This window comes from Halobacterium sp. NMX12-1 (assembly GCF_040435975.1).
Classification (GTDB): domain Archaea; phylum Halobacteriota; class Halobacteria; order Halobacteriales; family Halobacteriaceae; genus Halobacterium; species Halobacterium hubeiense.
This window is the reverse complement of sequence record NZ_CP159204.1, coordinates 2,321,233-2,341,243: the sequence shown is the minus strand read 5'-3', so window position 1 is coordinate 2,341,243 and position 20,011 is coordinate 2,321,233. Positions and strand designations below refer to the sequence as shown.

23 protein-coding genes are annotated in these 20,011 nt (G+C 69.6%); 16 read left to right on the top strand and 7 right to left on the bottom strand.

The annotated features are described in order from the left end of the window. Positions 1–33: 33 nt before the first annotated feature. Both ABSL23_RS14215 and ABSL23_RS14210 read right to left on the bottom strand, forming a co-directional pair. On the bottom strand, positions 34–1,065 hold the full coding sequence (locus tag ABSL23_RS14215) for an amidohydrolase family protein (RefSeq protein ID WP_353634212.1): 1,032 nt from the start codon (positions 1,063–1,065) through the stop codon (positions 34–36). A gap of 162 nt (positions 1,066–1,227) precedes the next feature. Then, complete coding sequence (locus ABSL23_RS14210; protein ID WP_353634211.1) at positions 1,228–2,454, bottom strand: HD domain-containing protein; 1,227 nt, start codon at positions 2,452–2,454, stop codon at positions 1,228–1,230. 121 nt (positions 2,455–2,575) lie between these two features. Here ABSL23_RS14210 and ABSL23_RS14205 point away from each other — a divergent pair, with 121 nt between their 5' ends. The 11 genes from ABSL23_RS14205 (at position 2,576) to ABSL23_RS14155 (ending at position 10,918) form a co-directional block, all read left to right on the top strand. Next, on the top strand, positions 2,576–3,337 hold the full coding sequence (locus ABSL23_RS14205; protein ID WP_353634210.1) for a hypothetical protein: 762 nt from the start codon (positions 2,576–2,578) through the stop codon (positions 3,335–3,337). 74 nt (positions 3,338–3,411) lie between these two features. Next, entirely contained in the window at positions 3,412–4,419 is a 1,008-nt protein-coding gene (gene cofD / locus ABSL23_RS14200; RefSeq protein WP_353634209.1) for a 2-phospho-L-lactate transferase, read from the top strand. Next, positions 4,419–5,150: a tRNA-dihydrouridine synthase gene (locus ABSL23_RS14195; protein ID WP_353634208.1), complete on the top strand. Its 732-nt coding sequence runs from the start codon at positions 4,419–4,421 to the stop codon at positions 5,148–5,150. The genes cofD and ABSL23_RS14195 overlap by 1 nt, the downstream gene beginning before the upstream one ends. Next, on the top strand, positions 5,147–5,983 hold the full coding sequence (locus tag ABSL23_RS14190; protein WP_353634207.1) for a triphosphoribosyl-dephospho-CoA synthase: 837 nt from the start codon (positions 5,147–5,149) through the stop codon (positions 5,981–5,983). Before ABSL23_RS14195 ends, ABSL23_RS14190 begins: the two co-directional genes overlap by 4 nt. Continuing rightward, the gene (locus ABSL23_RS14185; protein ID WP_059057274.1) at positions 5,976–6,665 is read left to right on the top strand and encodes a DUF447 domain-containing protein; all 690 of its coding nucleotides are present in this window, start codon (positions 5,976–5,978) and stop codon (positions 6,663–6,665) included. Before ABSL23_RS14190 ends, ABSL23_RS14185 begins: the two co-directional genes overlap by 8 nt. A gap of 73 nt (positions 6,666–6,738) precedes the next feature. After that, complete coding sequence (locus tag ABSL23_RS14180; RefSeq protein ID WP_059057273.1) at positions 6,739–7,008, top strand: type II toxin-antitoxin system HicB family antitoxin; 270 nt, start codon at positions 6,739–6,741, stop codon at positions 7,006–7,008. Position 7,009: 1 nt separating this feature from the next. Then, the gene (locus ABSL23_RS14175) at positions 7,010–7,261 is read left to right on the top strand and encodes a type II toxin-antitoxin system HicA family toxin (RefSeq protein ID WP_059057272.1); all 252 of its coding nucleotides are present in this window, start codon (positions 7,010–7,012) and stop codon (positions 7,259–7,261) included. Between the two features lie 79 nt (positions 7,262–7,340). Continuing rightward, positions 7,341–8,324 (top strand): deoxyhypusine synthase, encoded by a 984-nt coding sequence (locus ABSL23_RS14170; RefSeq protein WP_353634206.1) that lies wholly within the window; start codon positions 7,341–7,343, stop codon positions 8,322–8,324. Positions 8,325–8,767: 443 nt separating this feature from the next. Then, entirely contained in the window at positions 8,768–8,947 is a 180-nt protein-coding gene (locus tag ABSL23_RS14165; protein WP_059057270.1) for a 30S ribosomal protein S17e, read from the top strand. 81 nt (positions 8,948–9,028) lie between these two features. Next, complete coding sequence (gene asd, locus ABSL23_RS14160; protein WP_353634205.1) at positions 9,029–10,060, top strand: aspartate-semialdehyde dehydrogenase; 1,032 nt, start codon at positions 9,029–9,031, stop codon at positions 10,058–10,060. Between the two features lie 45 nt (positions 10,061–10,105). Next, a complete protein-coding gene (locus tag ABSL23_RS14155; RefSeq protein WP_353634204.1) occupies positions 10,106–10,918 on the top strand; it encodes a hypothetical protein in 813 nt (270 codons plus the stop codon). On the opposite strand, the gene ABSL23_RS14150 is transcribed toward ABSL23_RS14155, so the two are convergent. Further along, entirely contained in the window at positions 10,915–11,862 is a 948-nt protein-coding gene (locus ABSL23_RS14150) for a D-2-hydroxyacid dehydrogenase (protein WP_353634203.1), read from the bottom strand. The genes ABSL23_RS14155 and ABSL23_RS14150 overlap by 4 nt on opposite strands. A gap of 101 nt (positions 11,863–11,963) precedes the next feature. Between ABSL23_RS14150 and ABSL23_RS14145 the strand changes: the two genes are divergently transcribed. Continuing rightward, entirely contained in the window at positions 11,964–12,191 is a 228-nt protein-coding gene (locus tag ABSL23_RS14145; protein ID WP_059057266.1) for a hypothetical protein, read from the top strand. A 440-nt stretch (positions 12,192–12,631) separates the two neighbouring features. On the opposite strand, the gene ABSL23_RS14140 is transcribed toward ABSL23_RS14145, so the two are convergent. From ABSL23_RS14140 to ABSL23_RS14130, 3 genes are all read right to left on the bottom strand, one after another. Continuing rightward, positions 12,632–12,955: a hypothetical protein gene (locus tag ABSL23_RS14140; RefSeq protein WP_353634202.1), complete on the bottom strand. Its 324-nt coding sequence runs from the start codon at positions 12,953–12,955 to the stop codon at positions 12,632–12,634. Positions 12,956–12,958: 3 nt separating this feature from the next. Then, positions 12,959–13,246 carry a hypothetical protein gene (locus ABSL23_RS14135; RefSeq protein WP_353634201.1) on the bottom strand — a complete coding sequence of 96 codons (288 nt, stop codon included), beginning with the start codon at positions 13,244–13,246 and terminating at the stop codon, positions 12,959–12,961. 161 nt (positions 13,247–13,407) lie between these two features. Next, on the bottom strand, positions 13,408–13,932 hold the full coding sequence (locus ABSL23_RS14130; RefSeq protein WP_353634200.1) for a helix-turn-helix domain-containing protein: 525 nt from the start codon (positions 13,930–13,932) through the stop codon (positions 13,408–13,410). 186 nt (positions 13,933–14,118) lie between these two features. Here ABSL23_RS14130 and ABSL23_RS14125 point away from each other — a divergent pair, with 186 nt between their 5' ends. From ABSL23_RS14125 to ABSL23_RS14110, 4 genes are all read left to right on the top strand, one after another. Beyond that, on the top strand, positions 14,119–14,331 hold the full coding sequence (locus ABSL23_RS14125) for a heavy metal-associated domain-containing protein (RefSeq protein ID WP_059057257.1): 213 nt from the start codon (positions 14,119–14,121) through the stop codon (positions 14,329–14,331). An 11-nt stretch (positions 14,332–14,342) separates the two neighbouring features. Continuing rightward, positions 14,343–16,268 carry a cation-translocating P-type ATPase gene (locus tag ABSL23_RS14120; protein ID WP_353634199.1) on the top strand — a complete coding sequence of 642 codons (1,926 nt, stop codon included), beginning with the start codon at positions 14,343–14,345 and terminating at the stop codon, positions 16,266–16,268. Positions 16,269–16,309: 41 nt separating this feature from the next. Continuing rightward, positions 16,310–16,969: a hypothetical protein gene (locus ABSL23_RS14115; protein ID WP_353634198.1), complete on the top strand. Its 660-nt coding sequence runs from the start codon at positions 16,310–16,312 to the stop codon at positions 16,967–16,969. A gap of 224 nt (positions 16,970–17,193) precedes the next feature. Beyond that, positions 17,194–18,684 (top strand): M23 family metallopeptidase, encoded by a 1,491-nt coding sequence (locus tag ABSL23_RS14110; protein WP_353634197.1) that lies wholly within the window; start codon positions 17,194–17,196, stop codon positions 18,682–18,684. Here the strand turns inward: ABSL23_RS14110 and ABSL23_RS14105 are convergent, their stop codons facing one another. After that, entirely contained in the window at positions 18,685–19,971 is a 1,287-nt protein-coding gene (locus tag ABSL23_RS14105) for a methyl-accepting chemotaxis protein (RefSeq protein ID WP_353634196.1), read from the bottom strand. It lies immediately after the preceding gene. Positions 19,972–20,011 lie beyond the last annotated feature (40 nt).

Genomic DNA, 20,011 nt, shown 5'->3' with positions numbered 1-20,011 from the left:
GCTTAACTTTCGGGGCGGATTCCCGGGCGGCGGCTACTCCGCCAGCGACTCGGGCGTGACGACGCGCTTCACGTCGCTGGCGCCGGCGCGGCGCACGACCGCGCGCACCGGGTCGCGGGCGCCGGCGAGGTTGTCGGAGTCCCCGTCCAGTACGAGTAGCCGGGCGTCGCGGCCGGCTTCGAGGACGCCGTGGTCCTCTCCCAGAATCTCGGCGCCCGCGCGGGTCGCCATCCGCAGCACCTCGGGCGCGGAGACGTCGAAGAGCTTCGACGCGAACGCCATCTCGCGGAACATCGACGGGCTGTTCGTCATCACGTTGTCCGTGCCGAGCGCGACCGTCGTGCGGTCGAGAAGGTCGCTGACCGGCGGCGTCCCGACGTCCGTCACGAGGTTCGACCGCGGACACACCGCGACCGGAATCCCGTTGTCCTCGACGCGGTCGAGGTGCAGGCCCTCGGCGTGGACCATGTGCACGAGCAGGTCCGGGTCGAGGTCGATGGCGGGGTTGATGTCCCGCGAGTCCACCTCGCCGGCGTGGATGGCGAACGGCTTCCCGGCGTCACGGGCGGCGTTGCGCTCGCGCCCGAACTCGCCGTCGGCAGCGCCGCTCGCGCCGAACCCGTCCGCGACGCCGAGCACGTCCGTCGTCTCCCGCCCGAAGATGAACGGGTCTACGCCCGTGCCCTCGGCGGCCTCGCGGAGCGCGTGCACGCCCTCGATGCCGCCCTCCCGGAACTCCAGCGTGCGCGTCGTGCCCGTCTGGTGCATGAACTGGAGGCTGCGGCGCATCCCCTCGACGAGCTCCTCGCGGCTCGCCTCGCGGAGCAATCGGTGTTTCAGGCCGTCCGGCGGTGCGACGAGCTCTTCGAGCGTGAGCCCGCGGCCCGCCTCCTTCGCGATGGAGTCCCCGAGGTGGGTGTGCGCGTTCACGAACGCCGGCAGTACAATGTCCTCGGAGTCGGTCAGTTCCTCGTCCAGTCGGACGACCTCGCCGTCCTCGACGACGAGCGTGCCCTCCACGGGCTCGTAGTCCTCGCCCCAGAGGACGGTTCCGGAGAGTTCCATACCGGGAGGTGCGCCCCCGTCACCGTCAAGGTTACTCGACGCGCGTGGTCGGTCACGCTGCTCGCGGTTCACTCCGTTCACCGCTCGCGTTAACGTGCTCTCCCGATGGTCGAGCACGCGCTCCGCGCTCGCCGTAACGTGACCTCCTTCCAGTCGGTCACGCTACTCGAACTCTGTCAGCGACGCGTACCGCCCGGGCGTGTTCACGTCGCTGATGAGCGCGCCGTCGGTTTCGAGGCCGAGCACGCGCTCGGCGGCGTGGCCGACGGCTTCGAGGTGCGGTTCGGGCGCGTAGACGCCGAGGCGCCACTGCTCGCGCTGGGCGACCTGGAGCGCGCGCACGAGCGTGGATTGTTCGTCCAGCCGACGGACCTCCCCGCCGACCAGCACGCCGGTCGTGGACTCGCGCATCGACGGCTTCCCGGGGACGTCCAAGATTACGGCGTCCGAATCGACGCCCGCGTCCTCGGCGACCTCGCGCTCGAACTCGCGGATTTCGTCGTGGTCGGCGTCGAGGAGGGCGTCGCTGACGTCGCCCATCTCCGCCCAGACGGCGCGCTTGTAGAGGTCGCGCTCGGCGAGCCGGCGGCCGAACTCGCGGCTCGCGTCGTGAGTTCGCAGGGCGACGGAGAGCTCGTGGTCGTCCATGCGGCGGAGCTGCTCGGCGTCGATTTCCGTGGTGTTCAGGAGGGCTTCGGTGCCGCGGCGGAGCATCGACTTGCTGATGCGGGCGACGTGGTGGCTGTAGACGGTCGGGTTCATCAGTGCGCGCGCCAGCAGGAGGGACTCGGCAGTCTGGACGTTCCCCTCGTCGAGCACGAGGTCGCCGTCGATGAACGTCAGCTCGCGGACGAGCCGACCGTGGTCGATGGTTCCGTAGGGGACGCCGGTGTGGTGGGCGTCGCGGACGAGGTAGTCCATCCGGTCCACGTCCAACTCGCCGGCCACGAGCTGGGCGAGTTCGCCGTCGCCGCGAATCAGCGCCGCGACCTCCGCGGGGTAGAGGTCGTGGTCGTCGAGGACGGCGGCGACGCGGCCCTCGGTGACGAGTTCGTCCACGTCGTCGTGTTCCTTGCCGGTGCGGCGGGCGACGACGCCCTCGACGTTGTGGCTGTACGGGCTGTGGCCGACGTCGTGGAGGACCGCCGCGGCGCGCACGCGGTCGGCGCGCTGGCCGGCGATGCCGAGGTGGTCGAGCGCGCGGTCGGCGAGGTGGAAGACGCCAAGGGAGTGCTCGAAGCGCGTGTGGTTCGCGGAGGGGTAGACGAGCGCGACGGTGCCCAACTGCTTGATGCGGCGGAGCCGCTGGACGGGCGGCGTATCCAGCAAGTCGGCGGCGACGCCCTCGACCTCGATGTGGTCGTGGACGCTGTCCTTGATGGTCGTCATCGGGCGTGCGTTCGGCGTTCTCGCGTAAAAAGCCGCGGCCGGCCGTCTGCGGGCCGTCGGTCGGACCCGGCCCGCTGGCGGCGTTCGGAGGGGTTTTCCGCGCGCCCCTCGAATCGCGAGCATGCGAAAACAGATTGCGGCTGTCGCGGTCGCCGCTCTCCTCGTGCTCGCCGGCTGTAGCGCCGGCGGGGGCGGCGGGACGACGGCGCCCGGGACCGCGACCGGCGCCGACGCAGTGTACGAGTCGCCGCTGAACGGGACGACGGTCGCACAGAACCACGAGAGTGCGGTTCGCGAGGCCGGCTCGTTCACGCTCGTCTCCACGTCGACGGAGTCGCAGGCCGGCCAGACGTTCACCCGCGAGGGGTCGACGGCGGTCGACCTCGGCTCCGGCGCGTACCTCTCCAACCGGACGGTCCGCGGTCAGAACGTCCTGGAGTACGGCTACGGCAACGGGACGGCGTTCCGGCGCGTCACCGTGGGTAACCAGACGCGGTACGCGGTCCCCCAGCAGACCCCCAACACCACCCAGCTCGCGGGCGGCCAGCTGGCGTCGTTCGTCGGCCTGTTCGCGTTCTCCTACGACGGCACCGAGAGCGCCGACGGCACGACCGTCCACGTCTACGAGGCTGACGGCGTCGAGGCAATCAACGAGTCAGCGCCCGGCTTCGCCAACCTCGACACGAGCAACCTCACGAACGTCAGCTCGGAGGTCCGCGTCACCGACGACGGGCTCGTGACCGAGTTCGGGTACTCGCTGTCCATCGAGACGGGCAACGGCGAAGCGTCGGCGTCCCTCACCCAGCAGTACGTCGACGTGGGCTCGACGACCGTCTCCGAGCCCGCGTGGCTCGACGAGGCGCGCGCGAACACCTCCGCCTGATTCGCTCCGGTCTACTTCTGCGTTCGTACGCCGGTGACGCAAGGGTTTACCCGACCGCGCACCGACGACGAGCCATGACGACGTTCCTCGCCGGGGGGACGGGCACCCCCAAGCTCCTCGCGGGCGGCCGCGAGGTCTTCGACCCCGCCGACGCCACGGTCGTCGCGAACACCGGCGACGACGTGGAGCTCGGCGGCCTGCTCGTCTGCCCCGACGTCGACACCGTGCTCTTCGAGGGCGGCGGCGTGCTGGACCGCGAGACGTGGTGGGGCATCGAGGGCGACGACGCGACGACCCACGATTACCTCACGGACCTCTCGCGGTCGGCCGGCATCGAACCGGGTCCGCGATACCTCCCCGACGACCGACAGACCGCGGGCCGCGACCTCGCGCGCTGGCGGCGCTTCTCGGCGGCGTCGGAGTTCATGTTCATCGGGGACCGCGACCGCGCGGTCCACGTCCTCCGCACCAGCCTCCTCGACGAGGGCAACTCCCTCACCGAGGTCACGCGGACGCTCGCGGACGCGTTCGACCTCACGGCCGACGTCGTGCCGATGAGCGACGACCCCGTCGCGACCATCGTCCACACGCCCGACGGCCCCGTCCACTTCCAGGAGTTCTGGGTCGCTGAGAACGGCGAGCCCGCGGTCGAGGACGTCGAGTTCCGCGGCGCCGACCGAGCCGCACCCGCGGACGCCGCCCTCGACGCACTCCGCGACGGCCCCGTGGTCATCGGCCCGTCGAACCCCGTCACGAGTATCGGCCCGATGCTCGCGCTCGACGGCGTGCGCGAGGCGCTCCGCGAGTCCACAGTCGTCGCCGTCTCGCCGTTCGTGGAGGACGAGGTGTTCTCGGGGCCAGCGGCGAAACTGATGGACGCAGTGGGCTACGAGCCGTCGACGGCGGGCGTCGCGGACGCCTACCCGTTCGCGGACGCGTTCGTGCTCGACGACGCCGACAACACGAGCCTCGACCGGCCGGTCGTCCGCACGGACACCGCGATGAACGACGACGCGGACGCCGAGCGCGTCGCACGCGCGTGCCAGCAGGCCGTCGAGCGCGCCAGTGGGGAGGTGGCCTGATGTTCGCGCCGCGCGTCGCGCTCGCGAGCCTCAGCGGCGAGTCCGACGCCGAGTGGGCGGAGGCCTGCGCGCGCCCCGCCGGCGCAGCCTTCCTCGGCGGCATCGCCATCGACGAACCGACCCGCGACGCGGCCCGTGAGATGGTCGAACGCGACCGCGAGGAGTTCCTCCCCGCGGACCCGATTGCGTTCGTCGACGACCAGCTCGCCGACCTCGACGACGCGTTCCTCCGCGCGGGCATGAACGTCCGCGCGGTCGAACTCGACTCGCTCCGGGAGGTCGCAGTGGTCTGCGCCGACCACGACGCGATGCTCGAAGTGAACGCGCACTGCCGGCAGGACGAGATGTGCGACGCCGGCGCCGGCGAAACCCTCCTCCGAGACACCGAGCGGCTCTGCGAGCAGGTCGAGACGGCCAGCGACGCGGGCGCCGCGGTCTCCGTGAAGGTGCGCGCGGAAGTCGAGGGCGTCCACCTGCCGACGCTCGCGAAAGCCATCGAGCGTGCCGGCGCCGACGCGATTCACGTGGACGCGATGGACTCCCGGCGCGTCGTCCGTGACGTCGCCGAAGCCACGGACTGCTTCGTCGTCGCCAACAACGGCGTCCGCGACCGCGAGGACGTCTTCGAGTACCTCGCGTACGGCGCGGACGCGGTCAGCGTCGGGCGGCCGAGCCGCGACCCCGAGAAAGTGCAGTCGGTGTACGCCGCGGTCAAGGAGTGGTTCCTGTGACGCCCGCCGAGCACGCCGAACTCGCGCTGCTCGTGGAGGTCGCGGGCACGCCCAAGCCGGGGAATGTCGACCGCGAGCGCGACCTCGCGGACCTCCACTTCGAGCAGTTCCTCGCCGGGGCAGTCGGCGCGCGCGACGGCCTCGAAGCCGCCCAAGACGGGCCCGTCGGCGACGCCTTCGAGACGGCGGTCGCGGGGATGGCCGACGGCAGCGGGACGAACACGCAGTTCGGCTGCCTGCTGTTGCTGACGCCGCTCGTGCGCGCCGCGAGCCGGGGCGACCTCTCGCCCGACGGTGTCACCGAGGTCGTGGAGGCGACGACCGTCGCGGACGCCGCGGCGTTCTACCGCGCGTTCGAGCACGCCGAGGTCGCGGTCCCGGACCCGCCCGAGGGAGTGGACGCGCTGGACGTCCGCCGCGGCGCGGCCGCGATTCCCGCGCTCCGCGAGCGCGACCTCACGCTCGCAGACGTGATGGAACTCAGCACCGACCACGACGCCAACGCCCGCGAGTGGGACGAGGGGTTCCCGCGCGTGTTCCGCGCCGCCGCCCGCATCGAAGCCGAGCGCGGCCCGCTCACCGACCGCGCCGCCTCCGCGTTCCTCACGCTGCTCGCCGAGGAGTTCGACACGCTCGTCGTCACCGAGCACGGCGAGGGCGTCGCCCGCGAGGTCCAGGAGCGCGCGCTCTCCCTCCAGCGCGCCGACACCGATGAAGTCGAGGCGTTCGCCGACGACCTCGTGGAGCGCGGCATCAACCCCGGGACGACCGCGGACCTCACCGCCGCCGCGGTGTTCGTCGCGCTCGAACGCGGGGTGTCCGTCCGTGGCTGAGTGGCCGGTCTCGCTCCGCGGGACGACGGAGACGGTCGTGACGACGCGCGGGCCGAACGACCTGTGGAACGTCGCGGCGCTGGGGGTACGGGCGCCCGCAGGTGCCGAACGAGCGAGCGGCGAGAGCGTGCTCGACCGCAGGGAGAGCACGGAACGACGAACGGCGAGCGTAGCGAGCCGTGAGCGCAGCGAGCCGCGAGCAGCTCCCGAGGACGGGGAAACGGCGACCGCGACGACGTGGGGGAACACGCGCACGCGCCGGAACTTCCACCGCGAGGGCGGCGGCTACGTCCAGTTCGTCTCCGACCCCGTCGTGTTCGCTGACGCCGCGCTCTCGATTCGCGAGGAGCGCGAGCGCGTGCTGGACGCGGCGGACGCGTGGGCCGAGGTCGAGGTCGAACACGTCGGGACGGACGAGGACGACGGCACGCGGCGCGAGCACTGGGAACTCCGTCCCGTCGAGAGCGAGGTCGTGCGGGCGTCGCCGGCGACGATAAACCGCGGCTTCAACGCCGTCGTGGAAGCGACCGTCGCCGCGTCGCGGCTGGACGTGCCCGCCTACGACACCGAAACCCTGCGCGAGCGCCTGCGGTTCTTCGCGGGCGTCGCGCGCAAGTGCGGCGGCGAGCGCGAACGCGAGGCCATCCAGCGAGTGCGCGAGTACGTCGACGGCGAGTGGTAGCTACCGGTAGAACTGCGCACCGCGCCGCCTCCCCGCCGAATCCTTATACGGTTGGTCGACCAACCGTGTCGTGATGGCGAGTTCCACGCGGAACGGCGAGGCCCACGAGGACGAAATCCGCCTCTGGCGCGAGGACGGCTGGTGGGTCGCGGAGGACGTCGAAACCGGCGTCACGACGCAGGGCGAGACTCGGGAGGACGCGCTGGCGAACCTCGACGACGCCGTTTCGCTCCACGAGGGCGACGCTGGTCGGGAGCCGACTCCCGAGGAACTCCGAGAACTCGGCGTCGACCCCGCGGACAACGAGACCGCCGACGACGAACCGCCGGACGTGCTCGACTGAGATGGGGCGGCGAACGTTCTCCGGCGCCGAAGTCGTGCGCGTTCTCGTCAACCACGGCGGCTTCGAGTGGCGTCGAACGACCGGCGACCACGCGCAGCTGTACTACGAGCATCCGACGAACGACGACGACCAGCGACAGGTGACCGTTCCGCTGCACGACGAACTGCGAACGGGAACGCTCCGCGGTATCGCGGAGAGTGCTGGCGCCCGTGAATTCGACGCGTTCTGTGAGTGGATCGACCGCAACGCGTAGTTCTGTTTTGAGGGGTCACCACGTTCGTAGCCGGTCGCGTGTCGGGACGTTCAAATCCGCGCGGCCACTAGGCGGTGGCATGACTGACGAGACACGCGACAACGTCCTCCCGGGCTCGGACGGCGAGCTGGACACCGAGGACGTCCGCGGGTACGACTTCCGCGGCGACTTCGACTTCTTCGAGATGCTGGACGCGTACGCGACCACGGGCTTCCAGGCGACGCACCTCGCGGAGGGCGTCGACATCGTGCGGGACATGCAGGACGACGACGCCACCGTCTACCTGACGTTCACGTCGAACATCATCTCCTCGGGGCTCCGGGAGGTCGTCGCGCACCTCGTCCGCGAGGGCCACGTCGACGTCATCATCACCACCTCCGGGTCGCTCACTGAGGACGTCATCAAGACCGCGAAGCCGTTTAAGATGGGCGAGTGGGACGCCGACGAGGCCGCGCTCCGCGAGGAGGGGATCAACCGCCTCGGCAACATCTTCGTGCCCTCGGACCGCTACGTCTGGCTGGAGGAGTACCTCTACGACTTCTTCGAGGACTTCTTCGCCGAGGAGAAGGTGCGCACGCCCACCGAGTTCGCGAAGGAACTCGGCGAGACCTTGGACGACGAGGACTCCGTGCTGAAGAACGCCGCCGACAACGACGTCCCGGTGTTCTGTCCCGCGCTCACGGACGCCGAAATCGGGAACTTCCTCTACTACTACCGACAGGGCTACGACTCCGACGTCGGCATCGAAATCGTCGACGACTACGACACGCTCATCGAGGAGGGCCTGCTCGCGGACACCACGGGCCTCATCGCGGTCGGCGACGGCGTCCCCAAGCACCACGCTATCATGACGAACCTCTTCCGCGGCGGCGCCGAGTACGCCGTCTACATCTCCACCGGCATGGAGGGCGACGGCTCGCTCTCGGGCGCGCCGCCCGAGGAAGCCGTCTCGTGGGGGAAAATCAAGGACGAGACCGAGACCAACTACACCCAGATCGAGGCCGAAGCCACGCTCGTCTTCCCGCTTCTGGTTGCTGGTGCGTTCGAGCGCGACTCGGAGTAGCGCGCCGTAACTGATTTCTTCGGCTCGTTCTCCTCGAAAGCCCCGAGGCTGTAGACTCGGGAGGCTCTCACGGGTCACTACGTTCCCCGTTCGAGCAGTTCGAGGCCTCCCGTTGGTCGGCCTCGCGCTCGCTGCGCTCCTCGCTACGCTGCGGTGCTTACTTCGCCTGCCTTCGTCTACAGCCTCGCCCCTTTCATTCCCACCCGGAGCGGTTGGTCAGCCGGTAACTGGGTGGACAGAAAGGGGCCGTGCTGCCGACGAACCCGGACGACGCAAGCACCGCAGGCCCGAGGCCGAGGAGCACAGCGAGTCCCGGGAGTCGGCAGCACGGGGGCTTTCGAGGTGTTGACGTCGTTAACGTCGCTCACTCAGATTCCCTTCCAGAAACCGGGTCGTGCTCGCGAAACGAATCCTTTTAACGCGCGGCGAATGAACCAGTCCGTATGGCCATCAAGCCCGACTACGTCAAGAAGACGGGGAACATCCTCATGGAGCGATACCCCGACGCGTTCAGCCGCGAAGACTTCGAGCACAACAAGGAAGCCGTCACCGAGCTCACGAACGTCGAGTCGAAGCCGGTCCGCAACCGCATCGCGGGCTACATCACGCACAAGCGCGAGTAGATTCCCACGGCGCCCGCCGGGGAACGTGCTGAATTTTCCACCACCCGAAGGGGTTTCACTACCCGGTTCTGAGAGGGTGGTATGACATCTGTCGGCGTACTCGGAGCGACTGGCGCGGTCGGCCAGCGATTCATCCAGTTGCTGGACGGCCACCCGGAGTTCGAACTCTCAGTGCTGACTGCGAGCCCGGAGAGCGCGGGGAAGCGGTACCGCGAGGCGGCGAAGTGGCGCCTCGACACGCCGATTCCCGAGGACGTGGCGGACGTCGAGGTGCGCGACACCGACCCCGACGAGATTCCCGACGACACCGACCTCCTGTTCTCCGCGCTGCCGTCCAGCGTCGGCGAGCGCGTCGAACCCGCGCTCTGCGAGGCGGGGTTCGTCGTCTCCTCGAACTCCAGTAACGACCGGGCGGCCGACGACGTGCCGCTCGTGATTCCCGAGGTGAACGCCGACCACCTCGACCTCATCGACGTGCAGCGCGACGAGCGCGGCTGGGACGGCGCGCTCGTGAAGAACCCGAACTGCTCGACGATTACGATGGTGCCGACGCTCGCGGCGCTCCGGCAGTTCGGCCTCGAACGCGTCCACGTCTCCACGCTCCAGGCGGTCTCGGGCGCGGGCTACTCGGGCGTGACGTCGATGGAAATCATCGACAACGCCGTCCCGCACATCGGCGGCGAGGAAGCGAAGATGGAGACCGAGTCCCGCAAGCTTCTCGGGGAGTTCGCGGATTCGGAGGTGTCGTGGCACGACGCCAGCGTCTCCGCCTCCTGCAACCGTATCCCGACGCTGGACGGCCACCTGGAGAACGTCTTCGTGGAGACCCGCGAGGAGCCGACGCCCGAGGAGGTCGCCGAAGCCTTCGAGGACGCGCCGACGCTGGACCTGCCGAGCGCGCCCGACCAGCTCGTCCACGTCTTCGAGGAGCCCGACCGGCCGCAGCCGCGCCTCGACCGGATGCTCGGCGGCGGGATGGCCGTCGCCGCCGGCGGCATCCAGGAGACGGACACGGGCATCCAGTACAACTGCCTCGCGCACAACACCATCCGCGGCGCCGCCGGCGCCAGCCTCCTCAACGGCGAACTACTCGCCAGCGAGGGCTGGGTCTGAGACGCCCCCGCTCGTTTTAACTGTCGGTTCCGCGAACCCTCTGCCGTGACTCGCGTCGAGTGGACGTTCACCGCCGAAACGAGCCGGCTGCTGCGCACGCTCGCACTCGTCGCGTTCGGCGCCATCGGCGGGCTGTTCGCGCTCGCAGCGGCGGCCGCGGTGTTCATCGTCGCTGTGTCCCTGCTCGCCGGCGAGTTCGCCATTCTCGCTGCCCTGCTGGCGTTCGGGCTGCTCGGCGCGCGCCGGCTCGCGACGCACGCCGCCCTCGCGCAGGTCGAGAGTGGGTTCTTCTCGGCGCGCGAACTCGTCGGTCCGAGCGTCGCGTGGGCGGTCGTCTTCGCCGCCGCGGTCGTACTCGATGCCCCCGTGTGGGTCGTCTTCGCGAGCATGTTCCTTGCCGTGCTCGTTTGCCTCCCGGTCGCCGCCGCGCTCCGCAGCGAGGGGTCCGTGGACACAGAGGACGGCCGCTTCGAGGTGAACAACCGCGAGGCGTCCCTCGCGGCGGTCGACCGCGTGAACCGCTACGACCTCGGACCGGTCGCCGTGTTGCGCGTTCGCTACCACGACGGCGCCGGCGGCGCGTCCGACCCGCGAATCGTCTCGGTCCCCCGCGGGGACGCCGACCGCATCCGCGCCGCACTCGAATCCAGCGACGCCGAGCCGCCGGAAAGCGACCGGAACCCGACGATTGCGCGGACGCTGTACGCGTTCGCGGTCGGGTCGTTCGCGCTCGCCGCGGCGTTCCTGTACTTCGCGGCCAACGAGTCCGGCGACGCCGTTGGCATCGGCGTCTACGTCGCCGCCTTCGCGTGCGTGTTCGGTGGGCTGTTCGCGTGGCTCGGCTACGTCGAGGGCTAGGCGACGCGGTTCTGCAGTTCCTCGTCGGCGTCCAGCCGCGGGACGTTCGTCGCGAGGATGTCGGCGAGCCGGTTCCAGTACTCGGGCGTCTGCCCCGCCGTGTGGGGGGTCACGACGACGTTCTCGAAGTTCCACAGCGGGTGGTCCTCGGGGAGTGGCTCGGGGTCGGTGACGTCCAGCGCGGCGCCCCGCAGGTCCTCCCGGCGGAGCGCCGAGACGAGCGCGTCCGTGTCCACGACGCCGCCGCGCGCGACGTTCACCAGCACGCTCTCCGGCGGCAGCGTGTTCAGCGCCGCGCGGTCCACGAGGTGGCTGGTGGTGTCCGTCAGCGGGCACGCCAGCACGAGGTAGTCGGTGCGCGCGAACGCGTCGTGGAGCGCCTCGTCGTCGAAACCGACGACCTCGTCGGTCGGACCGCCCTTCTCGGGCGTGTACCGCACGCCGATTGTGTCCACGTCGAACCCCTGCAGGCGCTGGACGACGCCCTGCCCGATGGCGCCGAGACCGACGACGGTCACCGTCGAGCCCTTCAGCTCGCCCGCGCGGTAGTGGCGGAACTCGCGGTGCTGCTGGCGCCGCCACCCCTCGTGGAGGCGTCGCGCGAACGTCAACAGGTAGCCCAAGACCTGCTCGCCGGCGCTCGGCGCGTGGACGCCCGCGGCGTTCGTCACGGCGACGCCGCGCTCGCGGAGCGCGTCCAGCGGCAGGTGCTCGTAGCCGGCGTACGCGCCCGCGAACAGCTCCAGTTCGTCGGCTTCCGAGAGCAACGCCTCGTCGATGTCCACGCCCGTCACCACGCGAGCGTCCGCGACGAGGTCGCGCTCGTCGGCGGGCGTCCGCGCGAGCGCGACGTCGCACTCGGGGAGGCGTTCGCGCAGCGCCGCGGCGTACTCCGACATCGGCGTGCCGTGCGCGCCCGTCCGCAGGACTGTGATGTCTGGCATCGCCTCGCCGGTCGGCGCCGACGACAGTAAGCGTTGCGCGACAGGCGCCCTACTCGCCGCTTTACGAAGGGTTTTTGACGCGTGTCGATTACGCCGAAGTGATGAGTGAGTCCGAAGCACTGTCGTGCGCGGCGAAACTCGCGCGCGTCGTGCTCGACAACTGCGGTCCGCTCTCCCCGGCCGAAGTGGCCGAGGAGGCGCGCCTCTCGGAAGCCGACGCCGCGGACGCGCTCGCGGAACTCGACGACGCCGGCCTCGCCGAGTGCGTCTGCGGGCTCTGCGAGACCAAAGAACAGGTGTACGCGCTCACCGAGCGCGCAGAGGCGTAACCCTCTTTCTACGCGGCCGCCTACGACGCTACGCGCGCCGTTTGTCCCCGGCCGAGTCTGTCCACGCGGACGCGATGACCGCTCGGAGAACCCCGGCGTGCGACACTCCGGCAGCCCGACGGCTGCCCGGCTGGTGGCGTCACACACCACGCAGCGAGGCGGTTTCACCGCCTCGGCATTCGGAGTGCTCTTCGAGCACTCCCGCCTCGCCGGTTCACACCGGCTCGGCATTCGGTGCTCCCGTAGGGAGCACCCGCCCGCCACGAGGGTTTCCCGGCCGACGGGGCACGCCGCCCACGGATGAGGTCGGTCGTTAGTGTCGCGGGCGTACATTTCGAGTCTGTAGCGCTCGCTGTGTTCGGTTTTCGTTTCAGTCAAACACTCAACAATCACGTCCGCCTACCTCCGGATATGGCGACAATCGAGATCGACGGCGACGTCTACGAGGCGTTCCAGCTCCCGGAAGGAGAGCGGTCGTCCGCGAGCAGGTGCGCGAGAATGCGGCGGCTGTACTCGCGGCGTAGCGCGTTCATCACCGTCTGCTCCGCCTCGTCGAAGTCCGCAGCAGGGTAGTAGCGCGTGTACTTGCCGTCGTCGGAGACGTCGATCAGGTCCTCGTCGGCGAGCTGGCGAAGGTGGTACTGGAGCGTCCCCTGTGCGTACGGGAGCGTGTCCAGAAGCGCCCGGAAGTGAATCCCGGGCGAGTCGGCAATCTCCTGGTAGATCGCTCGCCGAGACTCCACCTCGATGTCTCCCTCGTTCATTGCTCAGTCTCTCGTCAGCGCGACGAAGAACGTCAACAGGCCCGCGAGGACGAGGAGTGCACTCCCGTGTTCGAGCAGTTCGACGGTTCTCGCGCCGAGATACGGGAGCAGGGGGTATTCGAGGAAGACGACCAGCCCGTAGAGGGCGAACATCGCGTACCCGGCGGTGACGACACGCATTCGGCGGTCCCGTTCCCGATACCACGCCAGATAACTCAGCCCGCTGAGCACGCCCGCGACGAGAAAGATGCCCAGACTGACGTACTGTTCGAGGAGCATCGCGACCGTCATATCTCGGGGTACATCGTGGTCGCCAGCGACCGAATCGTCCTCGACATGGCTGAATCGACGAGCGGATGCTGGAAAACGATTGGCGTCCAATCGTCGAATCGACGCGGTGGGGCGCAGGAACGGTCTCTGTGCGGCCGAGACGCGAGGCCGGTCGGACTGGGCTATCCGTCTTGCTGTGCTCGAACGAAGGCCCGTCGGAGGACTGTCAACATCACGTACGTCTCGTATTTCTGGGTTCGGCAGTGCTCGCAGGGTTCCATCTCCGCCGTGATGTCGTCGATCACGTCGTCGTACTCGTCAGTCAGCGTGGCGAGCGCAGCCTCGACTTGCGGTTGGACGGAATCAACCATCTCCTCGATAGCCGAGTCGGCCGACTCGGGAAGCGAGTACGAGAGGACGGTCGTGTTCGCCCCGTAGTACTTCGTCGTCCCGCCACGGCCTTCCTCGAAGCGGACGACGTCTACGAGTCCGGCGTCCCGAAGTTCGTTGATGTGGTGGCGCACCGTGTTCTCCGTCCGGTCGATACCCCTGTCGGCGAGGCAGGCGTGGACGTCGCTCGCTGTCAGCGTCTCGTCCGCGAGTATGTCGAGAATCATCGCCCGCATCGGTTCGTCGATGGCATCCGACACCCGCGTATCTCGAACGGCGACGTCTTCGAGGTCGTTCCCGGCATCGGGCGTGCTCATGCGTGAACCGACGCCGCGTGTACGTTAAGTAGTAACGACAGTTGCATAGACCCTGTTTGACACCCCCTCGGGCGATTCAGTGGAAGCGCTAGACGACTCGTCTGTCCGCTCAAACACCCCGTATAGCCATTCAAACATATCATCTAAAAAATACTTTAGTGTGTATGGGTGCTACGTAGAACTGTAATGAGCGAAACCCAACTCCGCGTGCTGGACTTCGACTGCCCGAGCTGTGCGAGCACCGTCGAACGCGCCCTCTCGAACGTCGCGGGCGTCGAAGACGTCGAGGTCCACTACTCGACCGGTCGCGTCGAAATCGACTACGACGACAGCGTCGCCGACCCCGCCACGTTCGAACAGACCATCGAGAACCAGGGCTACACGCCCCAGCCCGCCTGAGGAGGACGGTCATGGATACGCAATCAATCAAACAGTACTACCGCAAACGCCGGAAGGCCATCGTCGTCGCGGTGAGCGGCCTGCTGTACGCCGGCGGCTGGACCCTCGGCTACCTCACCACTCTCGATACCGCGAGCGCCGCGGCCCTCGTCCTCGCGGCGGTCGTCGGCGGCTACGACATTGCCAAGACCGCCTACCACGAGGTCGAGAGCCGGACCCTCGGCATCAAGACGCTCGTGACGCTGGCGGCCGTCGGCGCAATCGTCATCGGGTCGTACTGGGAGGCCGCCGCGGTGGTCTTCCTGTTCGCGCTGGGGTCGTACCTCGAAGGCCGGACGATGCGGAAGACCCGCAACGCCCTCGAAGAACTGCTGGAGATGACGCCCGACACGGCCACCGTGCGCCGCGACGGCGAGCAGCGAGAGGTCCCCGCCCGCGAGGTCGAAGCGGGCGAGGTCGTGGTCGTCAAACCCGGCGAGAAGATTCCCGTGGACGGCGCCGTCGTCGAGGGCGAGAGCGCCGTCAACCAGGCGCCGGTGACCGGCGAGAGCGCGCCCGTCCACAAGGCCGACGGCGACGAGGTCTACGCCGGGACGATCAATCAGGAGGGCTCGCTGGAGGTCGAGACGACCGGCTCCGGCACCGACACCACGCTCCAGCGGATCATCCGGCGGGTCGAGGAGGCCCAAGAGGCCCAGTCGCCGACCGAGAACCTGATCGACCGGTTCGCGAAGTACTACACGCCCGGTGTGCTCGCGCTGGCTGTCGGCGCCTACGCAGTCACACAGAACGCGATTCTGTCACTGACGCTGCTGGTCATCGGCTGTCCGGGCGCGCTGGTGATCGGGCCGCCGGTCAGCGTCGTCTCGGCTATCGGCAACGCAGCGCGTTCGGGCGTCCTCATGAAGGGCGGCGAGCACCTCGAACAGGCCGGCAAGATCGACCTCGTCGCCTTCGACAAGACCGGCACGCTCACCAAGGGCGAAACGGCCGTGGCCGACGTCGCGGGGTTCGACGCCGGGGCCGGCGAGGTGCTGGAACTCGCGGCCATCGCCGAGAAGAAGAGCGAACACCACCTCGGCGACGCCATCCTCGAAGCGGCCCAGGTCCGCCCGGCCGCAGTCACCGATGGCGGGACCGAAGCCGTCCAGGCAGACACCGAGTCAGCACCCGCGGACGCACGTTCGGTCCCCGACCCCGAGAGCTTCGACGTCGCCGCCGGCAAAGGTGTCGTCGCACGCCACGACGGCCGCGAAATCGTCGTCGGGAACCGCTCGTTGCTCGACGAGCGCGACGTCGAGGTTCCCGGGGAAGTCGGCGACTACGTCCGTGAGCGCGAGGAGCGCGGCGAGACTGTCGTCCACGTCGTCCGTGACGGCGTCGTCGTCGGCGCCATCGCCATGCGCGACGAACTCCGCGAGGCGGCGCCCGGCGTCGTCCAGGAGCTCCAGGACGCCGGTATCGAGACGGTGATGCTGACCGGTGACAACGAGCGCGTCGCGGCCGCGGTGGCCGAAGCGGTCGGCATCGACGACTACCGCGCGGAACTGCTCCCCGAGGACAAGCAGGCGGTCATCGAGGAGTCCCGCGAGGACGGCCGCGTCGTGGCGATGGTCGGCGACGGCATCAACGACGCGCCGTCGCTGGCGACCGCCGACGTGGGCATCGCCATGGGCGCCGCTGGAACGGACACCGCCATCGAGACGGCGGACATGGCGCTGATGGCGGACGACCTCGACCGCATCCCCTACGCCGTCGAACTCAGCAAGGCCACCCGGTGGAACATCTTCGAGAACGTCGGCCTCGCGGTGCTGACGGTGACGCTCCTGCTTGCAGGGGTCCTGACGAGCTACGTCACGCTCGCGCTCGGGATGCTCGTCCACGAGGCCAGCGTCCTCGCGGTCATCGGCAACGGGATGCGGCTGCTGCGCTACTGAACAGCATCGAATCACGAACCAGCGACTACACACGACTCACGATGGCAGAGAACACGACTCCGACCGACGCGACCCGCTCCGAGGAGAACTGGGCCGTCGAATACGACGCCGAACCGATTCGAATCCGCGACCCCGTCGCGGAAGCACTCGCCGTCCTCGACCCCGGCGACCCGTTCGTCGTCACCTACGAGGACGTGGTGAAGGCGGCGGGACACTCGTGTCCGACCGCGTCGGGAGCCTACCGCATCGCTCAGGTCGGTCTCGACGCGCTGTATCCCGACGAACTCCCAGTTCGGAGCGAGGTCGAGGTCCTCGCTGCGGGACCGCGCGACGACGCCACGTACGGCGTCATGGGGCGTCTCATCTCGTACGTGACCGGCGCGGCCCAGGCAGACGGCTTCGGTGGACTCGCCGGCGGCTACGGTGGTCGCCGAAACACGCTGACGTTCGACGCGTTCGACCCCGATAGTGCTGCCCCGACGTTCCGCTTCCGACGGACCGACACTGACGAAACCGTCGAGGTGGTCTACCACGTCGGCGACGTTCCGGACGGCGGACCGGCGCTCGGCACCCTCCAACAGATCATCGAGGGGACCGCGAGCGAAGCCGAGCGCGAACTGTTCGCGGACGTCTGGCACGGACGTGTCCAGAGTGTCCTCTCGGATGACTCGCTGTTCACCGTGGCGACCATCGAACACTAACCATCGAACCTCCGAATTCACTGCCACCGACCCCACTCGTGGATTGTCGCCCGGTAGTGTCGCGGGCGTACATTTCGACCTTTTACGTGCGCGCTGGCTCCGCCAGCGCGCGGTACACGCTCGGCCAAGAGCACCCCGCACTCCAGCGCGCCGCCACTGCCCCGTCAGCGCGCGAACCCGGGTGCACGGAACGCTTACGTCGCGAGCGGACGACTGCCCGCGTAATGTCCTCCTCGTCCCCCGGCGACTCCGGGTCGGTGCGGTCGCGGCTCCGCGAGCGGCTGAAATCCGTGGACCCGTTCTGGTTGGCGGCACTCGGTCTCCTCGGCGTGCTCGGCGACCGCGTCCCCGGGCTGGAGCTCCTCCAGTTGTTCCACGCCTTCTGGTTGTTCCTGCTGTGGCCGTTCGCCGCCGCGGTCGTCGGCGGACTCCGACGGTGGCGCCGCGACGAGGCGCCCGAGCCGGGGCCGCGGGACTGGCTGGCGATGGGCGACGGGTGGCGCGGCGCCGCGGCGTTCCTGCTGGGCGTCCCGCTGTCGGTAGTGAACCCCCTGCTGGGGCGACAGGACGTGATGCAGTTGCTGGGCAGCGGCGTCGCCGCGGCCCGGTACCGCGGGTCGCTCCCCGCCCCGGAGACGTTCGCGCAGTCCGCGCGGTACCGGCTCCCGGTCGAGGGGACGTGGACGGTCGTCAACGGCAGCCCGATGCGGGAGCACTCGCACTCGTGGTTCCCGGCGACCCAGCGGTACGCCTACGACCTCGTGGTCACCGACGACGAGGGACGCACTCGGCCCGCGGACGCCGACGCGAGCGTCGAGAACTACTACTGCTACGACCGGCCCGTGCTCGCGCCTGCGGACGGCGTCGTCGTGGACGTCCACGACGGCGACCCGCAGCTCGGGCGCGCCGGCGGCTTCTCGCACCCGTTCAAGCGCACCGTCACGGGGAACGCCGTCACGATTCGGCACGCGCCGGGCGAGTACACCAGCTTCGTCCACCTCGTTCCGGGGAGCATCGAGGTCGAGCCCGGCGAGCGCGTCTCGCGCGGCCAGCGCGTCGCCCGGTGCGGGCACTCCGGGAACTCCTCGGAGCCACACCTCCACGTCCAGCTGCAGGACCACCCCGCCTTCGAGGTGGCCGCGGGGCTGCCCGTCCGGTTCGACGACGTGGCCGTCGAGACGCCGGGCGTGGACGTCGCCGCCGACTGGGACGACCCCGACGACGGCGCGGGCCGCTCCGTCCACGTCGGCCAGCGAGTCACGCACGCCCTCGACGGCGAGCCACCGCAGCGCGACGACGCGGCCTCGGGCGAGGACGCGACGTCCGCAGGCGGACTCGGCGCCGTTCGGACGGCCGCTCGATTCGCCAACGGGTTCGCCGTCGGCGGGTTCGCCACCGCCGTCGCGGGGTTCGTCGTGTCGGCGGCGACAATTGCGCTCGGGCTCGCGGCGGCCGCCGGCGCCGCGTTCGCCGCACTCGCCGGGAAGCGGCTGTTCGGAAGTGGCGTCGGCCTCGGGTCGGTCGCCACGGTTGCGGGAGTGGCAGTGGCGGCGGCAGTCGTCGGCGCTGTCACCGCTTCGAACGCGCTCCCCGCCGTGAGGACGTTCCCGCTCGGTGGCGGCGTCTTCCTGCTCGGGTTCGCGGTGTTCGTCGCCGGCTGGGAGTACGCGCGGCTGGCGCTGCTCGGCGACCCGTTCGCGCGCGGCGGCGACTGACTACTGGTCGTCGAGTTCGCGCTCGGCGTCTCGGATGGCGTTCTCGATGTTCGCCAGCATCGCGGTCTGTTGCTGGTGGGCGCTCGCGAGGTCCGCGGTCTCCTCGGCGACGTGCTCGGCGCGGTCGGCGACGTCGTCGACGACGGTCGCGATTTCCTCAGCGCTCGCGGCCTGGTCGTCGGTCGCGTTCGCGATTTCGTCCATGCCCTCGGCGGTCTCCCGGACGAGCGTCTCGATCTCCCGCTGGTTCTCCACGAGCGCTTCGGCGGCCTCGCGGGCGTCCGCGACGAGGTCGGTGGCCTCGGCGACGCTGTCGGCGGTCTCCCGGCTGTCGGCCTTGATGTCCGCGACCAGCCCCTCGATTTCCCCGACCTCGGACTGGGACTGCTCGGCGAGCTCCTTCACCTCGTCGGCAACCACCGCGAACCCGGAGCCTGCTTCGCCGGCGCGCGCCGCTTCGATGTTCGCGTTCAGCGCCAGCAGGTTCGTCTGGTCGGCGATGTCCGTGATGACGTCGACCACGCGGTCGATTTCGTCGAGGCGGTCGCGGAGCTCTTCGGTGTTGCCCTCGACGGTGTCGGCGGTCTCCGCGAACGCGTCGATGGCGTCGAGCACGCGCTCGGCGGCCTCCCGGGACTCGCGGGCGCGCTCCATCGCCTCGTTGCTCTGCTGGCGGACCTCGTCGGTGCTGGCGGCGACCTCCTCGACGGTCGCGCTGAACGTCGAGACCTCTCCGGAGACCTCGCCGAGATCGTCGGCCTGCCCCTCCGCGAGGTCGTGAATCTCCTCGCTGGACTCGGCGACGTCCTCGCTCGCCTCCCGCAGCTCCTCGACGGCGACTTCCACTTCCTCGGAGAGCGTCTCCTGGACGCGTTCGACGCGCTCGCGTTGCTCGACCACGTCGGTCACGAGCGTCAGCACCTCGACCGCGCCGACGATTTCGCCGTCCGACCCCTGTAGCGGCGTCGCCGACGCCTGCGCGTGCAGCTGCCGGCCGCCCATCTCCGCCGAGCGAATCGTGTCCTCGCGGACGGCCTCCCCGGAGTTCATCACCGCGTCCGCGAGCGTCTCGGTCTGGCCTTCCGTCCCGAACACTTCGATGGCCGGCAGGCCCACCGCCTCCTCCCGCGGGAGGCCGGTCATCTCCGCGACGGCGTCGTTCCACAGCACGATGGTGCCGTCGTCGTCGACGACGAACAGCGGTTCGGGGTAGTCAGCGAAGAACTGCTCTGTGAGCGGCTGCCACGCGGCGCCGCCGGCGTCCGCAAGCAGGGTGTCGATGTTCATACGCCCGTCTCGGTGGACCCGACTCAAAGTTGCTCCGGTA

Bases quoted from the DNA above. Each gene is read 5' to 3' on its own strand.
- ABSL23_RS14175 (WP_059057272.1), top strand. From the start codon at position 7,010: ATGGGGCGGCGAACGTTCTCCGGCGCCGAAGTCGTGCGCGTTCTCGTC.
- ABSL23_RS14215 (WP_353634212.1), bottom strand. From the start codon at position 1,065: ATGGAACTCTCCGGAACCGTCCTCTGGGGCGAGGACTACGAGCCCGTG.
- ABSL23_RS14195 (WP_353634208.1), top strand. From the start codon at position 4,419: ATGTTCGCGCCGCGCGTCGCGCTCGCGAGCCTCAGCGGCGAGTCCGAC.
- cofD (WP_353634209.1), top strand. From the start codon at position 3,412: ATGACGACGTTCCTCGCCGGGGGGACGGGCACCCCCAAGCTCCTCGCG.
- ABSL23_RS14145 (WP_059057266.1), top strand. From the start codon at position 11,964: ATGAGTGAGTCCGAAGCACTGTCGTGCGCGGCGAAACTCGCGCGCGTC.
- ABSL23_RS14180 (WP_059057273.1), top strand. From the start codon at position 6,739: ATGGCGAGTTCCACGCGGAACGGCGAGGCCCACGAGGACGAAATCCGC.
- ABSL23_RS14130 (WP_353634200.1), bottom strand. From the start codon at position 13,932: ATGAGCACGCCCGATGCCGGGAACGACCTCGAAGACGTCGCCGTTCGA.
- asd (WP_353634205.1), top strand. From the start codon at position 9,029: ATGACATCTGTCGGCGTACTCGGAGCGACTGGCGCGGTCGGCCAGCGA.
- ABSL23_RS14205 (WP_353634210.1), top strand. From the start codon at position 2,576: ATGCGAAAACAGATTGCGGCTGTCGCGGTCGCCGCTCTCCTCGTGCTC.
- ABSL23_RS14110 (WP_353634197.1), top strand. From the start codon at position 17,194: ATGTCCTCCTCGTCCCCCGGCGACTCCGGGTCGGTGCGGTCGCGGCTC.
- ABSL23_RS14115 (WP_353634198.1), top strand. From the start codon at position 16,310: ATGGCAGAGAACACGACTCCGACCGACGCGACCCGCTCCGAGGAGAAC.
- ABSL23_RS14170 (WP_353634206.1), top strand. From the start codon at position 7,341: ATGACTGACGAGACACGCGACAACGTCCTCCCGGGCTCGGACGGCGAG.
- ABSL23_RS14120 (WP_353634199.1), top strand. From the start codon at position 14,343: ATGGATACGCAATCAATCAAACAGTACTACCGCAAACGCCGGAAGGCC.
- ABSL23_RS14165 (WP_059057270.1), top strand. From the start codon at position 8,768: ATGGCCATCAAGCCCGACTACGTCAAGAAGACGGGGAACATCCTCATG.
- ABSL23_RS14140 (WP_353634202.1), bottom strand. From the start codon at position 12,955: ATGAACGAGGGAGACATCGAGGTGGAGTCTCGGCGAGCGATCTACCAG.
- ABSL23_RS14210 (WP_353634211.1), bottom strand. From the start codon at position 2,454: ATGACGACCATCAAGGACAGCGTCCACGACCACATCGAGGTCGAGGGC.
- ABSL23_RS14125 (WP_059057257.1), top strand. From the start codon at position 14,119: ATGAGCGAAACCCAACTCCGCGTGCTGGACTTCGACTGCCCGAGCTGT.
- ABSL23_RS14105 (WP_353634196.1), bottom strand. From the start codon at position 19,971: ATGAACATCGACACCCTGCTTGCGGACGCCGGCGGCGCCGCGTGGCAG.
- ABSL23_RS14150 (WP_353634203.1), bottom strand. From the start codon at position 11,862: ATGCCAGACATCACAGTCCTGCGGACGGGCGCGCACGGCACGCCGATG.
- ABSL23_RS14135 (WP_353634201.1), bottom strand. From the start codon at position 13,246: ATGACGGTCGCGATGCTCCTCGAACAGTACGTCAGTCTGGGCATCTTT.